General features: G+C 59.6%; 12 protein-coding genes and 1 tRNA gene. 9 read left to right on the plus strand and 4 right to left on the minus strand.

Annotated features, from left to right (window positions below; genetic code table 11):
* Positions 1 to 225: 225 nt before the first annotated feature.
* Positions 226 to 310 (minus strand) — tRNA-Leu (locus tag EGN72_RS09750).
* Between the two features lie 149 nt (positions 311 to 459).
* Here EGN72_RS09750 and EGN72_RS09755 point away from each other — a divergent pair.
* The 9 genes from EGN72_RS09755 to EGN72_RS09795 all read left to right on the plus strand — a co-directional run bounded on the left by EGN72_RS09755 (position 460) and on the right by EGN72_RS09795 (position 12,125).
* Positions 460 to 1,446: a complex I NDUFA9 subunit family protein gene (locus EGN72_RS09755; protein ID WP_127047024.1), complete on the plus strand. Its 987-nt coding sequence runs from the start codon at positions 460 to 462 to the stop codon at positions 1,444 to 1,446.
* Positions 1,447 to 1,464: 18 nt separating this feature from the next.
* Positions 1,465 to 2,271, plus strand: a complete 807-nt coding sequence (locus EGN72_RS09760; protein WP_127047026.1) for an undecaprenyl-diphosphate phosphatase — start codon at positions 1,465 to 1,467, stop codon at positions 2,269 to 2,271.
* 162 nt (positions 2,272 to 2,433) lie between these two features.
* A complete protein-coding gene (locus tag EGN72_RS09765) occupies positions 2,434 to 3,870 on the plus strand; it encodes an NAD(P)-dependent oxidoreductase (protein WP_127047028.1) in 1,437 nt (478 codons plus the stop codon).
* Between the two features lie 41 nt (positions 3,871 to 3,911).
* Positions 3,912 to 4,607: a hypothetical protein gene (locus EGN72_RS09770; protein WP_127047030.1), complete on the plus strand. Its 696-nt coding sequence runs from the start codon at positions 3,912 to 3,914 to the stop codon at positions 4,605 to 4,607.
* Entirely contained in the window at positions 4,597 to 4,974 is a 378-nt protein-coding gene (locus EGN72_RS09775; protein WP_127047032.1) for a hypothetical protein, read from the plus strand. Before EGN72_RS09770 ends, EGN72_RS09775 begins: the two co-directional genes overlap by 11 nt.
* 45 nt (positions 4,975 to 5,019) lie before the next feature.
* The gene (gene gltB / locus EGN72_RS09780; RefSeq protein WP_127047034.1) at positions 5,020 to 9,567 is read left to right on the plus strand and encodes a glutamate synthase large subunit; all 4,548 of its coding nucleotides are present in this window, start codon (positions 5,020 to 5,022) and stop codon (positions 9,565 to 9,567) included.
* 120 nt (positions 9,568 to 9,687) lie between these two features.
* Positions 9,688 to 10,617 carry a Hint domain-containing protein gene (locus EGN72_RS09785; protein ID WP_127047036.1) on the plus strand — a complete coding sequence of 310 codons (930 nt, stop codon included), beginning with the start codon at positions 9,688 to 9,690 and terminating at the stop codon, positions 10,615 to 10,617.
* 51 nt (positions 10,618 to 10,668) lie between these two features.
* Positions 10,669 to 11,385 (plus strand): monofunctional biosynthetic peptidoglycan transglycosylase, encoded by a 717-nt coding sequence (gene mtgA, locus EGN72_RS09790; RefSeq protein WP_127047037.1) that lies wholly within the window; start codon positions 10,669 to 10,671, stop codon positions 11,383 to 11,385.
* 74 nt (positions 11,386 to 11,459) lie between these two features.
* A complete protein-coding gene (locus EGN72_RS09795; protein WP_127047039.1) occupies positions 11,460 to 12,125 on the plus strand; it encodes a glutathione S-transferase family protein in 666 nt (221 codons plus the stop codon).
* Here EGN72_RS09795 and EGN72_RS09800 read toward each other — a convergent pair.
* Genes EGN72_RS09800 through EGN72_RS09810 form a run of 3 tightly spaced genes read right to left on the minus strand, consistent with a single transcriptional unit; the run spans position 12,122 to position 16,222 of the window.
* Positions 12,122 to 13,513 carry a nodulation protein NodH gene (locus tag EGN72_RS09800; protein WP_127047041.1) on the minus strand — a complete coding sequence of 464 codons (1,392 nt, stop codon included), beginning with the start codon at positions 13,511 to 13,513 and terminating at the stop codon, positions 12,122 to 12,124. The two genes, EGN72_RS09795 and EGN72_RS09800, sit on opposite strands and share 4 nt — an antisense overlap.
* Before the next feature lie 4 nt (positions 13,514 to 13,517).
* Positions 13,518 to 15,215, minus strand: a complete 1,698-nt coding sequence (locus tag EGN72_RS09805) for a beta-1,6-N-acetylglucosaminyltransferase (protein ID WP_127047042.1) — start codon at positions 15,213 to 15,215, stop codon at positions 13,518 to 13,520.
* The gene (locus EGN72_RS09810) at positions 15,212 to 16,222 is read right to left on the minus strand and encodes a glycosyltransferase family 2 protein (protein WP_127047044.1); all 1,011 of its coding nucleotides are present in this window, start codon (positions 16,220 to 16,222) and stop codon (positions 15,212 to 15,214) included. Before EGN72_RS09810 ends, EGN72_RS09805 begins: the two co-directional genes overlap by 4 nt.
* Between the last annotated feature and the right edge of the window lie 36 nt (positions 16,223 to 16,258).

Genomic DNA, 16,258 nt, shown 5'->3' on the forward strand with positions numbered 1-16,258 from the left:
CGAAGCGCCGATGGCAAAGGTGCTGACATGACCGATCCTCCCATACAGGATGAATCACAAATACGACCCCATGGGAATCCCCCGATTCAAGTTTTCCCCGAAACGCTTTAGCGGCAGCGTTCAGCCCTATCTTATCGTCTGTTCACAAACCGTGAGGAAACCAGTGAGATGCAGAATTGAAGAAGCCCAGCAACTTGTTGAAGTTGCTGGGCTTTCCTGACGACTTGGTGCCCAGGAGAGGACTCGAACCTCCACGCCTTGCGGCACACGGACCTGAACCGTGCGCGTCTACCAGTTCCGCCACCTGGGCAGGTGTCGTGGGGGCTAATTATGCGGGCTGTGAGGGACTGTCAACGGGGGGAAATGAAAAATTATGCGGCCTTTTGTTGCTTGTTTGAACCGGCGTGGGGGGATATGCAGACAAACGGATGAAAAGCTTTCCAGATGGAGGCAGGACGGATGAGCAAACTGGTCACGATCTATGGCGGTTCGGGCTTTGTCGGGCGGTATATCGCGCGGCGGATGGCGCAGGCAGGGTGGCGGGTGCGTATTGCAGTGCGCCGGCCGAATGAGGCGCTTTTCGTGAAAACCTACGGCGCGGTGGGGCAGGTAGAGCCGGTTTTGTGCAACATCCGTGACGATGCTTCGGTGCGCAAGGTGATGCAGGGCGCGGACGCCGTGGTGAACTGCGTGGGCACATTCGACAAAGGTGGCAAGAACAACTTTACCGCTGTGCAAGCCGAAGGGGCCGCGCGCATCGCGCGCACCGCGGCGGATCTGGGCGTTGCCAATCTGGTTCACATCTCGTCCATCGGGGCGGATCTGAACGCTGACAGCGCCTATTCCCGCAGCAAAGCCGAAGGTGAGGCCGCGATACTGAGGGCTTTCCCAGCGGCGGTGATTCTGCGCCCCTCGGTGATCTTCGGGCCGGAGGACAGTTTCTTTAACCGCTTTGCGGGCATGGCAGGTTTGGGGCCGGTTCTGCCTTTGGTGGGCGCGAACACGCGGTTCCAGCCGGTGTATGTGGATGACGTGGCGCAGGCCGCTGTTCTGGGCGCGACCGGGGCCGCCGCACCCGGCATCTATGAGCTGGGCGGGCCGGATGCCATGAGCTTCCGCGATCTGATGAAAGAGATGCTGAGCGTCATTCAGCGGCGGCGGCTGGTGCTGAACATGCCGTTTTTCGTGGCCAATATCATGGCGGCGGGCTTTGACTTCCTGTCTTTCGCCACCGGCGGTTTGATCCGCAACGGCGTCTTGACCCGCGATCAGGTGAAATCCCTGCGGCACGATAACGTGGTTGCCGAAGGGGCGAAGGGCTTTGCCGATCTGGGCATTCAGCCCACGACGATGGAAGCGATGCTGCCGGAATATCTGTGGCGCTATCGTCCGTCGGGCCAATATGCCGCAATTAAGAACAGCGCGAAGAACCTGCGCAAGGTCTGACCGAAGTAACAGGGGCCGATGATGGCGGATACAACATTGGCGGCCCTGTTTCTGGGCGTTCTGGAAGGCCTGACCGAGTTTATCCCCGTCTCCTCGACCGGGCATATTCTGCTGGCGGGGCATTTCATTGGGTTCGAAAGCTCTGGCAAGACCTTTGAGGTGGTGATCCAGCTTGGCGCGGTGCTGGCGGTTCTGTCGGTTTATGCCGCGAAACTCTGGGCGGTGTTCCGCGATGCCCCGCATGACCCTGCCGCTCGGCGGACGATTCTGTCGGTGCTGGTGGCGTTTTGGCCTGCCGTTGTCATCGGGGTGCTGGCGCATGATTTCATCAAGACGGTGCTGTTTGAAAGCCCGCGGCTGATTTCTGTCATGCTGGTTCTGGGCGGCATTATTCTGGTTTTTGTGGACCGGTTCGCCCCGGCGCCGCGCTATGATGATGCGATGAAGCTGCCGCTGGGGATGGCGCTGAAGATCGGGTTCATTCAGTGCCTTGCGATGATTCCCGGCGTGTCGCGGTCTGGTGCGACGATCGTGGGGGCCTTGATGCTGGGGGCCAACAAGCGCGCTGCGGCGGAGTTTTCGTTTTTTCTGTCGATGCCGACGATGGCCGGGGCCTTTGCCTATGACCTGTATAAGAATCGCGATGTGCTGGACGCCAGCGCGATGAATGAGATCGCCATAGGGTTTGTCGCGGCCTTTATCTCTGCCGTTTTGGTTGTGCGCTGGCTGTTGGGCTATGTAAGCCGCCACGGCTATGCGCTGTTCGGGTGGTGGCGAATCATCGTGGGCAGCCTGGCGTTTCTGGCGCTTTCCTTGGGGTTTTGAAGCATTATGTCAGCAATGCTGACATAAAACCTAAAATAAAAGGCAGAAGCGCTTACCTTTCGCCCAAAATAACGACATTTAGGTCAGCGTGACTGACTTTTATTTCCTGTGGCTGCGCAGTATCAAGACCTCCAATTCCACGACCTTCTGGGAGGCGCCGCTATGGCCAAAGAACGGATGCTCCGCTTCGTCAATGTTGCACGAGAGATGCCTGAAAAGCGCCCGCCAAATCTGCGCGCCCAGGATTTCCATGAAATCTATCGCGAGTTTGCCGCCGACAAGGCCGCCGAGCAGGCAAGTCGGTGCAGCCAGTGTGGCGTGCCCTATTGCCAGTCGCATTGCCCGCTGCACAACAACATTCCGGACTGGTTGCGCCTGACCGCCGAAGGCCGTCTGCAAGAGGCCTATGAGCTGAGCCAAGCCACCAACACTTTCCCCGAAGTCTGTGGCCGCATTTGCCCGCAGGACCGGTTGTGCGAAGGCAATTGCGTGATCGAACAATCCGGCCACGGCACGGTGACGATTGGCTCGGTGGAGAAATACCTGACCGATCTGGCCTGGGAAAATGGCTGGGTGAAGCCGATCAAACCCGCGCGGGAGCGGACAGAATCGGTGGGCATCATCGGGGCCGGGCCGGGGGGGCTTGCCGCCGCCGATGTGCTGCGCCGCGCGGGTGTGCAGGTCACGGTGTATGACAGCTATGATCGCGCAGGCGGGTTGCTGACCTATGGCATCCCCGGCTTCAAGCTGGAAAAGCCGGTTGTGATGCAGCGGATCGAGCAGTTGGAAAACGGTGGCGTGCAATTCGTGCTGAACTGCACGGTTGGCAAAGACCTGACCTTTGACGCCATCCGCGGCCAGCATGATGCGGTGTTGATTGCGACGGGCGTTTACAAGGCGCGCGATCTGGCGGTGCCGGGTGTGGGGGCCAAGGGTATTGTGCCTGCGTTGGAATTCCTGACCGCCAGCAACCGAAAAAGCTTTGGCGATGAGGTGCCGGACTATGACAACGGCACGCTGAATGCGGCGGGCAAGCGGGTTGTGGTGATCGGTGGCGGCGACACGGCGATGGATTGCGTGCGCACCGCCATTCGTGAAGGCGCGACAAGCGTGAAGTGCCTCTATCGTCGTGACCGCGCCAATATGCCGGGCAGCCAGCGCGAAACCCAGAACGCCGAGGAGGAAGGCGTGGAATTTGTGTGGCTGTCGGCGCCCAAGGGCTTTACCGGCGGCGATGCGGTGGATGGTGTGATGGTGCAAAAGATGCGTCTGGGCGCACCGGATGCCTCGGGTCGCCAGATGCCGGAAGTGATCGAGGGCGCTGACTATGTAGAGCCTGCCGATCTGGTCATCATGGCGCTTGGGTTTGAACCCGAGGACCTGCCGAACCTGTGGGGCCAGCCCGAGCTGGGGGTGACCCGTTGGGGCACGATCAAGGCCGATTACAAAACCCATGCCACCAATATGCTCGGCGTCTATGCCGTGGGCGATATTGTGCGCGGGGCAAGCCTTGTGGTCTGGGCCATCCGCGATGGCCGTGAGGCGGCCGATGCCATGCTGGAGTTCATGGCGCAAGGCGCGGCGGTGGCGGCCGAATAAATCCGGCCGTAGGCTGGAATGTCATCCAAGGGGAACGCAGAGTGAAGACAGCTTTCATCTTTTGTCTGGGCGTTTTGGGCGCGGTGCCTGCGGCAGCGGGCACATTCACGCCGCCTGCCGGATGCACGGGCTATCTGACGGTGCAGGCGCGGGCCTGCCGCGTTTCCAACTATTACACCTGTAGCCAAGATGCGGCGGGCGACCAGTGGCGCACGGATTTCGACCAAGAGGGTCTGTTTTTCGCCAGCCGCGTTGACCGTGAAGGGCAATGGGTGGAAAGCCTTGATATGAACCCCGTGGTCCGGCAAACGCTGGATGCGGGCCCCGAAGATCCGGCCTCTTTTACCGAATTGCTTGGGGGGCTTGATACCTTTGCCTTTGGTCTGTCCAAGGATAACGGCGAAGGCAGCCTCGTGCGCGGCTTTGACCGTCTGACGGGCAAGACGGTGGTGATTGACGGCATCAGCCTGTTGCAGACCGAGTTTGAATATACCGAAACGGACCGGTCGGGTGTGCTGCTGCGCCGGTCGCGCGGGTTTGAATACATCCATCCCGAATGGCGGGTGTTCTTTGCCGGCCCGTCGGAATGGGATGGCGGCGATGGCTATGTGCCGATGGATGGCAGCCCGGTGGAATTCATTTTTCCCGGAGAGCCGGGGTTCTTTGCCACACAGCCGATCTTTGAATGTGACGCGGTGCTGAGCCGCTTTGAAACAAAGGTTCGCTATGGAAATTGAACTGGAACTGGGCGGGTTTTACACCTGCGTGCAGGATGGGTTTGACCCCGTGGTGATGTGGCTGGGCCGGGTGGATTTGCCGGATGATCTGGGCAATGGCGCGCATGAGCCGGTTGTCAGTGTGATCCTGAAATCCGCGCTGCCGGATACGCCGATCCTGTCACATGCGCCGTTCTGGGAAAGTGCAGCGCTGGACGGCGAGATGATGGCCGCCGACCCGTTCGATGTGAACCAAGAGCTGTTTGACGAGAATTACAACACCTGGCGCAGCGCCTTTGAAGCCGATCAGGCCTATCCGTGGCAAATGACCCCGAATGAGGTTTACGCCAAGATGATGGAAGATTTCATTGCGGCCATTCAGAAATGACCACGCCGCGCCCCCCTTTTTTCCCCTGCTGACGGAGTAACCCCAATGACCAACGCCCCTGTTTATGACGCCGCCTGGGTTGCCGCCGAGGAAGCCAAGCGCGCCTATATGAATGAGCACAGCCTCTATAAGACCGAGGATGAGCATGCCTCCTGCGGGGTGGGCCTTGTGGTTGCCATTTCGGGCAAACCCAGCCGCAAAGTGGTGGAAAACGGCATCAATGCGCTGAAGGCGGTTTGGCACCGTGGCGCTGTGGATGCCGATGGCAAGACCGGCGATGGTGCGGGCATCCATGTGCAGATTCCGGTGAAGTTTTTCTATGATCAGGTCAAGCGCACGGGCCATGAGCCGGATGTGAACAAGCTGATCGCCGTGGGGCAGGTGTTCTTGCCGCGCACCGATTTCGGCGCCCAGGAACGCTGCCGGACCATCGTGGAAACCGAAGTGCTGCGCATGGGCCATTACATCTATGGCTGGCGGCATGTTCCGGTGGAAACCACGGTGCTGGGCGAAAAGGCCAATGCGACCCGCCCCGAGATCGAGCAGATCCTGATCCGGTGCGACAAGGATATCGACCAGGACCAGTTTGAGCGGGAACTTTACATCATCCGCCGCCGGATCGAAAAGGCGGCCGCTGCCGCGCAGATCGCGGGCCTGTATCTGTGCAGCCTGTCTTGCCGGTCAATCATTTACAAAGGCATGATGCTGGCGGAACAGGTGGCGGTGTTCTACCCCGACCTGATGGATGCACGGTTTGAAAGCGCTTTTGCGATCTATCACCAGCGCTATTCCACCAACACCTTCCCGCAGTGGTGGCTGGCGCAGCCCTTCCGCATGTTGGCCCATAACGGCGAGATCAACACGCTGAAAGGCAACGTGAACTGGATGCGCAGCCATGAAATTCGCATGGCATCGAACACCTTTGGCGACATGGCCGAAGACATCAAGCCGATCATCCCGGCAGGGGCGTCGGATTCCGGTGCGCTGGATGCGGTGTTTGAGGTGATGGTGCGCTCGGGGCGCAACGCGCCTTTCACCAAGACCATGCTGGTGCCCGAAGCCTGGAGCAAAACCACGACCGATATGCCGAAAGCATGGGCCGATATGTATGCCTATTGCAACGCCGTGATGGAGCCGTGGGACGGCCCCGCCGCGCTGGCGATGACCGATGGCCGCTGGGTCTGCGGCGGGCTTGACCGCAACGGCCTGCGCCCGATGCGCTATGTGGTCACGGGCGATGGCTTGCTGATCGCCGGGTCCGAGGCAGGGATGGTGCCGGTGGATGAAACCACCGTGCGCGAGAAGGGTGCGCTTGGGCCGGGCCAGATGATCGCGGTCGATATGAAAGAGGGCAAGCTGTATCACGACGCGCCCTTGAAGGATAAGCTGGCCGCCGCCCAGCCCTTTGGCGACTGGATCGAAAAGGTTGTCGATCTGAACAACCTGCTGCGCGATGTGCCGGAAACCGCGAAATTCAGCGGCGCAGAGTTGCGCAAGCGCCAGATCGCGGCAGGCTATTCCATCGAAGAACTGGAGCAGGTGCTGGCCCCGATGGCCGAGGATGGCAAGGAAATGATCGCCTCCATGGGCGATGATACGCCTGCCGCTGTGCTGTCGAGTGTTTACCGCCCGCTGTCGCATTTCTTCCGCCAGAACTTCAGCCAAGTCACCAACCCGCCGATTGACAGCCTTCGCGAAAGCCGGGTCATGAGCCTGAAGACGCGGTTCGGCAACCTGAAGAACGTGTTGGACGAAAGCAGCAGCCAGACCGAAATTCTGCTGCTGGAAAGCCCCTTTGTCGCCAATGCCGAATTCAACGTGATGATGCAGCATTTCGGCGATAGCGTTTCGGTAATTGATTGCACCTTTGTGCGCGATGCCGAACCCGATGCGCTGCGCAAAGGGTTGGAGCGTATTCGCGCCGAGGCCGAAGATGCGGTGCGGTCGGGGGCCGGGCATCTGGTGCTGACCGATGAACATCAGGGCCCGGACCGGGTGCCGATGCCGATGATCCTCGCGACCTCTGCCGTGCATAGCTGGCTGACGCGCAAGGGCTTGCGGACCTTCTGTTCGGTCAACCTGCGGTCGGCGGAATGTATTGACCCGCATTATTTCGCGGTGCTGATCGGTTGCGGTGCGACCACCGTTAACGCCTATCTGGCGCAAGACAGCATCGCTGACCGGATTGACCGCGGCCTGATCGAAGGCAGCCTGACCGATGCGATGCGCCGCTACCGCGATGCGATTGACGCGGGCTTGCTGAAGATCATGTCAAAGATGGGGATTTCGGTGATCTCGTCCTATCGTGGCGGTCTGAACTTTGAAGCCGTCGGGTTGAGCCGCGCAATGGTGGCCGAATATTTCCCCGGCATGCAAAGCCGGATTTCGGGCATCGGTGTTTCCGGTATTCAGCACAAGCTGGAAGAAGTGCATACGAAAGGCTGGCGCGGGGGCGCGGATGTGTTGCCCATCGGCGGCATTTACAAGGCGCGGCGCTCGGGCGAAAAGCACGCTTGGGAAGCGCAGACCATGCATATGCTGCAATCGGCCTGTGACCGCGCCAGCTATGACATCTGGAAGCAGTATTCGGCTGCGATGCGGGCCAACCCGCCGATCCATCTGCGCGACTTGCTGGATATCAAATCCTTGGGCAAGCCCGTGCCGATTGAGGAGGTGGAAAGCATCACTTCGATCCGCAAGCGGTTCGTGACGCCGGGGATGAGCCTTGGCGCGCTGTCGCCGGAGGCGCATAAAACGCTGAACGTCGCGATGAACCGCATCGGCGCGAAATCGGATTCAGGCGAAGGCGGTGAAGACCCCGCGCATTTCCTGCCCGAAGCCAATGGGGACAACCCCAGCGCCAAGATCAAGCAGGTGGCCTCTGGCCGCTTTGGCGTCACGGCGGAATATCTGAACGCCTGTGAGGAGTTGGAAATCAAGGTGGCACAGGGCGCCAAGCCCGGTGAAGGCGGGCAATTGCCGGGGATGAAGGTCACGGCCTTGATCGCGCGGTTGCGCCATTCGACGCCGGGGGTGACGCTGATTTCGCCGCCGCCGCACCATGACATCTATTCGATCGAAGACCTTGCGCAATTGATCTATGACCTGAAACAGATCAACCCGCGCGCCAAGGTGACGGTGAAGCTGGTGTCCAGTTCGGGCGTGGGCACGATTGCGGCGGGCGTGGCCAAGGCCAAGGCCGATGTGATCCTGATTTCGGGCCATAACGGCGGCACCGGGGCCTCGCCTGCGACCTCGATCAAATATGCGGGCCTGCCGTGGGAAATGGGCCTGACCGAGGCGCATCAGGTGCTGAGCATGAACAACCTGCGCGAACGGGTCACGCTGCGCACCGATGGTGGTTTGCGCACCGGGCGTGACATTGTGATGGCGGCGATGCTGGGGGCCGAGGAATACGGCATCGGCACCGCAGCGCTGATCGCGATGGGCTGCATCATGGTGCGTCAGTGCCAGTCCAACACTTGCCCGGTCGGCGTCTGCACCCAGAATGAGGCGCTGCGGGCCAAGTTCACCGGCAATGCGGATAAGGTGGTGAACCTGATTACCTTTTACGCGCAGGAAGTGCGCGAGATCCTCGCCGAAATCGGCGCGCGGTCGCTGGATGAGGTTATCGGGCGCGCGGATTTGCTGAGCCAGGTCAGCCGTGGGTCGGCCCATCTGGATGATCTGGACCTGAACCCGCTGCTGATCACCGTGGATGGCGCGAACCGCATCACTTATGACCGGTCCAAGCCGCGCAACGCGGTGCCCGATACGCTGGATGCCGAGATTATCCGCGACGGCGCGCGCTTCTTTGAAGATGGCGAAAAGATGCAGCTTTCCTATGCCGTGCGCAACACGCACCGGACCATTGGCACGCGGGCATCCAGCCATATCGTCAAGCGGTTCGGCATGCGCAACACGTTGCAGGAAGACCATCTGACGGTGAAACTGTCTGGCTCTTGCGGGCAATCCTTGGGCGCTTTTGCGGTGCGCGGGTTGAAGCTGGAAGTGTTCGGCGATGCCAACGACTATGTTGGCAAGGGCTTGTCTGGCGCGACTATCGTGGTGCGCCCGCAAATGTCCAGCCCGCTGGAGGCGTCGCAAAACACCATCATCGGCAACACGGTTCTGTATGGCGCGACGGGGGGCAACCTGTTTGCTTGCGGTCGGGCCGGGGAACGCTTTGCCGTGCGCAACTCTGGCGCGTCGGTGGTGATCGAGGGCTGCGGCACCAATGGCTGCGAATATATGACCGGCGGTGTGGCGGTGATTTTGGGGTCGATCGGTGCCAACTTTGGCGCAGGGATGACGGGCGGTATGGCCTATCTTTACGATCCCGACGGCGTGGCCGAGGAGTTCATGAATCTGGAAAGCCTTGTTACCTGCGCGGTCAGCAACCCGCATTGGGAAGCGCAGTTGAAAGGCCTTATCCAGCGTCACGCCGAGGAAACCGGCAGCCTGAAGGCCAAAGCCATTCTGAACGATTGGGCGAATGAGCGGGCGAATTTCCTGCAAGCCTGCCCGAAGGAAATGCTGGTCCATATTCCCCATCCGCTGAGCGATGAGCGCGAGGCGGTGCCCGCCGAATAAGCGGCCCATTGTCGTGAAACAGGAAACCCGGCGGGGCAACTCGCCGGGTTTTTTCTCTTTATTGACATAATTTCGCACCGTAATCGCCGAAATTACCCTTCAAATTGGAAACAATCCAAGATGAAGGACGGTGACATGCCGATCTATCCAGACCAGTTTTTCGTGATTGATCCGGGGTCCGCCCCGCCTTCGGGCACGGCGTTGACCGTGGTAAAGCTGGATATCAACGATACCGATAGCAACAACTGGATTCAAACCGGCACCGGCGATCTGGTGGGCGGTCTGGTTGTCACATCGGTTTGGGTTAACGACCAGATCCGCGTGACCATGAACGGCACAACGCAGTGGATCACGGGTGTGACCTTTTACCGAAGTGGTGGCCCGGCGGTATTTACCCCGACGGATGGCACGATCCTTAGCAATGCGATTTTTCGCCGTTCCACCTTTGTCACCACCAGCACGCAGGTTCCCGTAGGCTCTTTCGGGCCGCCGTGTTTCGTGGCGGGCACCATGATTGAAACCGATACCGGCCCGCGCAAGGTCGAAGAGCTGCGGCCCGGTGATCTGATCCGAACCCGCGATGCCGGCTTGCAAGAACTGCAATGGGCCGGGCACCGGGTTATTCCGGGGTCGGGCGATTGGGCGCCGATCCGCTTTGCCAAAGGCGCAATCGGGAATGACGCTGCGCTTTTGGTTTCGCCCCAGCACCGGATTTTGGTGACAGGTTGGCAAGCGGAACTGTTCTTCGGGGTCGAGGAAATTCTGGTCGCCGCCAAACATCTGGTGAATGGCGACACGATTTGCCGCGCACCCTGCGAAACGGTAACCTATTGCCACCTGCTGTTTGACCAGCACCAGATTATCTTTTCCGAAGGGGCAGCCACAGAAAGCCTGCATCCCGGCGACACGATGCTGCAAGAGAACCCCGAACTCGCCGCTGAAATCATTGAGCTTTTCCCCGAATTGGACACCGAAGCCGGGCGCAATCGCTGGAAAACCGCGCGGATGGCCGCGACCGGGCGCGAGGCGCAAGTGCTGCGCGCCGCCTGAGCCAGCGCCAAGCTGACTTGAACGCAGGCGGGCTTCGTGGCTAAACAGGGCATGGCAAAACGAAGCACCCGCAAAAAACCCGCCGCAGCGCGCCCCGGCATGATCCGCCGCGGGTTGAAATGGCTGTTGCGCGGCGCGCTTGGCCTTGCTGCTTTCGTTGTGCTGCTGGTTCTGCTGTTCACGGTGGTGAACCCGCCAACCACGATCTACATGATGCAGGAAAGCCGCCGGCTGGATGGTATCACCCGGGATTGGGCCAATTGGCAGGAGATTGCACCCGTGATGGCGCGGTCGGTCGTGGCGGCGGAGGATGCGAATTTCTGCCTGCATTGGGGCTTTGATATGGGGGCCATTCGCGCCGCCATTGATGAAGGCGGCAATCGCGGGGCCTCGACCCTCAGCCAGCAAGTGGTGAAGAATGTGTTTCTGTGGCAGGGCCGCAATTACACCCGCAAAGCCGCCGAGGCGCTGATTACCCCGGTGGTGGAACTGGTCTGGACCAAGCAGCGCATTCTGGAAGTCTACCTGAATGTGGTCGAATTTGATGAGGGCATCTTTGGCGTCAAAGCCGCCGCCGCGCATTATTTCGCGGTAGAGCCCGACCAGATCACCGCCGTTCAGGCCGCGCGACTGGCCGCCATTCTGCCCGATCCAAAAGGCCGCGATGCGAAAAACCCCACGGCCAGTTTGCGCAAACGTTCTGCCTCTATCCTGGACGGGGCAGAAACCATCCGGCGCGACGGTCGATCCGCCTGTTTTGAACCCTGACACCGATGTGGGATTGAATTTTCCGGGCATTGCCAGTTATGAAGGCCCATCCCTTTAGCCGAAAGCCCATAGCGATGAACCGTCTGTATCACTTCCCCCTCTCGCCGTTCTGCCGCAAAGTCCGGCTGACCATGGCCGAGAAAAAGCTGGAGGTGGAACTGGTTGAGGAGCGCTATTGGGAACCCTCGGCCGAGTTTCTGCGCCGCAACCCGGCGGGCAAGGTGCCGATTTTGCGGATGGACAGCAAGGTGCTGACCGAAAGTCAGGCGATTTGCGAATATCTGGAAGAAACCAACCCCAGCCCGCAACTGATGCCGCGCGACCCCGATGGCCGGTTCGAGGTGCGGCGGCTGTGTTCGTGGTTCGATGATAAATTCCATGCCGAGGTCACATCGAACCTGCTGTATGAGCGGGTGAACAAGAAGGTGATGAAGCTGGGCTACCCCGACAGCAAAGCGGTCAAGCAGGGGGCGGCGCGCATCAAATACCATCTGGATTATATGGCTTGGTTGCTGGATCAGCGGCGCTGGCTGGCGGGCGATGTGATGACGCTGGCGGATTTTACCGCCGCCGCGCATCTGAGCTGTCTGGATTATATCTCGGACGTCGATTGGAACCGGTCTGCCAATGTGAAGGATTGGTATGCCAAGATCAAATCACGCCCGTCCTTCCGGCCCTTACTGGTCGATCAGGTTTCGGGTTTTCCGCCGCCTGCACATTACGCCGATCTGGATTTTTAATCCCGCCAGTTACCAAAGCCATACCCCAGATAGTCGCGGGTATAGGCGTCGCGGGCGGCGGCCTCAACCTCATCATCATAGATCTGCGCCAACAGGTCCATCGACGGGTCCGCGATGCCGGGCAGGGCAGGGCAGGGCGCGCCGATTTCAGCGGCCAGAAAGCCAAGGCCCATGGGCAGGCTGTCTTCACGCAGCACCAGATCGGGGCCTTGAAACTGGGCAAAGCCTTGCAACACGGCGGTCTGGCTGGCAAAGCGCGGATCAATGCGCAACCCGGTCTGGCCTGCGACATTCAGCTTCAGAAAGCGCAGAAACTCAATAAAAGCAACGCGATGATCGCCCACAGAGAGCGTGGTGCCGGGGGCGGGCAGGTTCAGCTTGTAGCTTTTGATCAGCCCTTCGCGGATATGCGGCAAAGCGCCCGAAAGGATATGGCTGCAAAACCCGGCATGGGCACGGGCAACCGGATGCCGTAGTACGGTAAAGCTGCGATGGGGCGTGTTTTTCCGCATCCATTGCCGCAGCGTTTTCTGGGTGAAATCCTCTGTCACCCGGCCAAACCCTGCCAGCCACTGCGCCACCTGTTCTTCGGGGCCGCCACGGACCGGCATGTAAAGCGCCCCACCCGCTGCCAGAAAAGACGGGATTGCGGGCGCGCGGCGGGGTTCGAAATTCGGCGTGCGCGCAAGGTTGAATCGATCCAGCCGCGATAGGGCAGCGGCCATTTCCTCGGGGTTTTCAACCTTTTCCGAAAGTTCCTCGGGGTTTTGCTTTTTCAGCTTGCCATCGGGGGCCGCCAATTCGCCTTTGACGCCCAGATATCGCGCAAGCCCGTTCAACACATCGGTGTCGTTGATATCTTCGTAATCAATGTAAAATGCGGTTTGCCCGCTGGTTTGCAAACCGTGCAGCAGCCGCAACTGAAAGGCTTGTAACTGCGTCAGATGGGCCGAAAACTCTGCCGCGTCAAAATGGGCTTTCGCGGTTTTCAACCGCTTGGCATCCGTCAGCTTCCACTGCCCGGTCGCCTGCGCGATTTTCCAGCTGACATAGCTTTCAATCGGGTTGCGGGTCAGGATGATTTTGGCGCAGAGCGGATCGGCCAGAACAACTGGCAGAACGCGCGGATCATGATCGTGGAAATAGCGAAAACCGGCGATACCATCGGAATGGTCGCGCATCTTGCGCAGCAGCAGCAGCGGGTCCGCCTCGCGCGCGGCAAGGGTAACGCCAAAAGCCTCATCCTGGTTCAGTTTGCCGATGAAATGCGGGTTAAATGCCTCTCCGTGGCAGGCCACACCCGGCATGGCATTCAGGTTCGCCTCTAGGAAATTGCTGCCCGTGCGCATTTCCGCGAGCAAAACGAAACTGTTAAACTGTTGATCCAAAGCGTTATTTCACCAGATAGGGCCGCCCACGGCGGGCGGCGTTTTGTTGCAGGTCATCCCCGACCGGAAAATCACCCATCAAGACAGGCTGCATGCCTTGGTTGCGCAGGTTTTGCAGGAACTGCCCAAAACCCTTCAAGTCTGTCATGCGCGGGGCCTCGGTCAGGCGGCGCAGGGCGCGCGGGCTGATTTCATCGACGATGGTTTGCAGCGGCTCCATCGGATTTTCGACAAATTCAGCAAGGTTCCAGATGCGCGTCCGCGCCTTGGTCCATGGGCTGCGCAGAATGGTCAGATGCTCTTGCTCCAGCTTTTGCAGACGGGCGGCTTCTTTGCGGATGTCTGAGAAATTGAGGTTGGATTTGAACAGCGGCACCGCCCAAGCCCCCGAGATCACCGAGATCGTCGCATTCGGGTCAGTGGCAAGCTGCCAGTTGATTTCCTGATTATCGGCGGGGCCGAACTGAAAACACTGCCGTTCCCCGCGCGTATTCCACAGCAGGTTAGCCAGAAAACTTTTGGGGTTATAGTCGCGGATCGCGGCGGAATTGCTGAGCGCGCCGTTATACACCGTCTCGCCGCCCGAAAACTCTACCTTGTCCAAGGAGAACAGGTGGCCATGCACCCGCGTTCCGGTCATCTTGCCCAGCCATGTCTCAAAATTCTCAAACAGTTCCGAGAAGCCTTCGAACACCGAATAGGGCGAGGCGCTTTTGCCATTTTCCCAGTTTTCATTCGGAAAGCGGCTTTGCATATAAAGGCCCGAGCGGCCCTTGGTCCGCCGCTCCACCGCTTTGGAAAACAGCCGGTCGATCTTGCCGGGGTTGGGTTCGGCGGTGGCTTGGCCCACGCCTTCCTCGGTCATGAAAACGCGATACAACTTGTTGGCATAGGGCCAGATTTTGCGGGCGACAAAGCAGTCAGACCGCCGCAAAAGTTGCAGGTGGTCATCGTAGAAAATATGCGGTTTGCCCTGAAAGTCGAATTTCGACAGGGTCAGCGACCGGCTTTCGACATTGGCGGAATAACGGCGCACCAGCGTCTGGAAATAGGATTCATCGGGAATCCAGACGCGGCGGAAATAGCGGTCAATCTCCTCCCGCTCCGGGTCTTCCAGAATGGCCGAGAGGGTTTGGCGCGTCAGGCACCACCATTGGCTGCCCAGATGCGGCACGATGCCGGCCGGGATTTTACGTTTGAACCCAATGCGGCGTTGCAATTTGACATAGCCGTCAAACAGCCTGCGTTGCTTGCGCCACGAAAAGGGAAAGCGCAGGGTAAAACGTTCCAGATCCAGCCCGCCGATGGTCCAGCCGACATCGGCAGTTGTCACGGATTCAATGAAATCCGTGCGCGGGCGTTCATCCAGATAGGTGACCAATTCGCGCACCGGGCGCAGCGGCAGGCATGACCCCGAGGCCAGATAAACATGCCGAACCCCCGGAAAATCTGCCAGCATGATGGTTGCCGCCGCTTGAGTGGCCGCCACGATCCCCCATGTGCCCCATTCACAAGCAAACCGCCCCGAAAAGCGCACGTCCGAAAGATCGGCCAAGGCTGCTTTCAGGCTTTCGAATTCAACGCGGTTCACGCGTTTGTCGACATGGATTACCACCGGGCAGCCCCGGTCCACCCAATGCCGGGCCACCTGTGCGGCGCGGTCCAGGGCCGTGTGGCACAGCATGACGATCCCGACGGTCATGCCCAGTTTCCTTTGGACATGAGGCCCAGAATCTCAAGCTGGCGCCAGTTGATGTATTTTTCAGACCATTTGCACCACATATCGGGGCTGTCGTTCAGCCCGGCCTTATAGGCTTTGTATTCATGGCTGTTGGCATAGTGCTGACCGCGCAGCATCTCTTCCTCGGCCTTCAGGGCGAATGTGTCGAGGAACTTGGCATGCAGCAGGCAACCGCTGGCCTTTTCACCGCCCCATTCATCATAGACAAGGTTCAGACCACGCGGCAGCAGCATGTGGGTTGAACTGGCATAGGCATAGCGCCGGTTCCATTTCACCAGCGGAATCTTGTTCAGCGCGGGGGCGCGTTCGGGCGCATCGGCAAAAAACATGCGGGCGCGGGGGCCCCCTTGAATCCACAGATTGCCATAATGGCCATTCCGCTGAATGCTGTAATTGCCGCTGTCAAACCACTGCGCGATTTCAAACGGGTCTTGCCCTTCGCGGTAAGGCTGCGCGCCGATTGGCCCTTTGGGATACATATCCAGCAACATGGCCGAAAAGGATTTGATCGACGAGGCATCCAGCCAATCGGTGAGGGCGCGCAAGGGGCGCGTATCGCAGAACGGATAGACGAAAAACTCATCCGGGTCGACGACAAGTGTCCAATGGTTGTGGCCATAGCGCATTTGCAGCCAGTTCAGCCAATCAACCCCGAAACGAGAGCGTTTGTAGCTGTGTTTGCTGGTCCAGACCGAAACATCCGGCTGATCTTCCAGATATTCCCGAGAGCCATCATCGCTGTCATTGTCCACGATCAGGAAATGATTAACCCCAAGGTCGCGGTAGTATTTCAGAAAGAACGGCAGCCGCACGCGCTCATTGCGCAGGGTGGAAAACAGCAGGATATCGGCAGGCTTGATGCTACGGGTGCGGTTGACAACAGGCTTCAGCTCCCTCCGCTTGCGGAAGGCGCGAAAAAGCCAGCGTTTGCGCGCCAGTCTTAGCCGATATCGTGAAAATATGCTCACACGTTACTTTCCAGCAGGTCGGGTCTACCGCGCGGG

It is taken from the genome of Pseudorhodobacter sp. E13 (assembly GCF_003991405.1).
Taxonomy (GTDB): Bacteria; Pseudomonadota; Alphaproteobacteria; order Rhodobacterales; family Rhodobacteraceae; genus Pseudorhodobacter.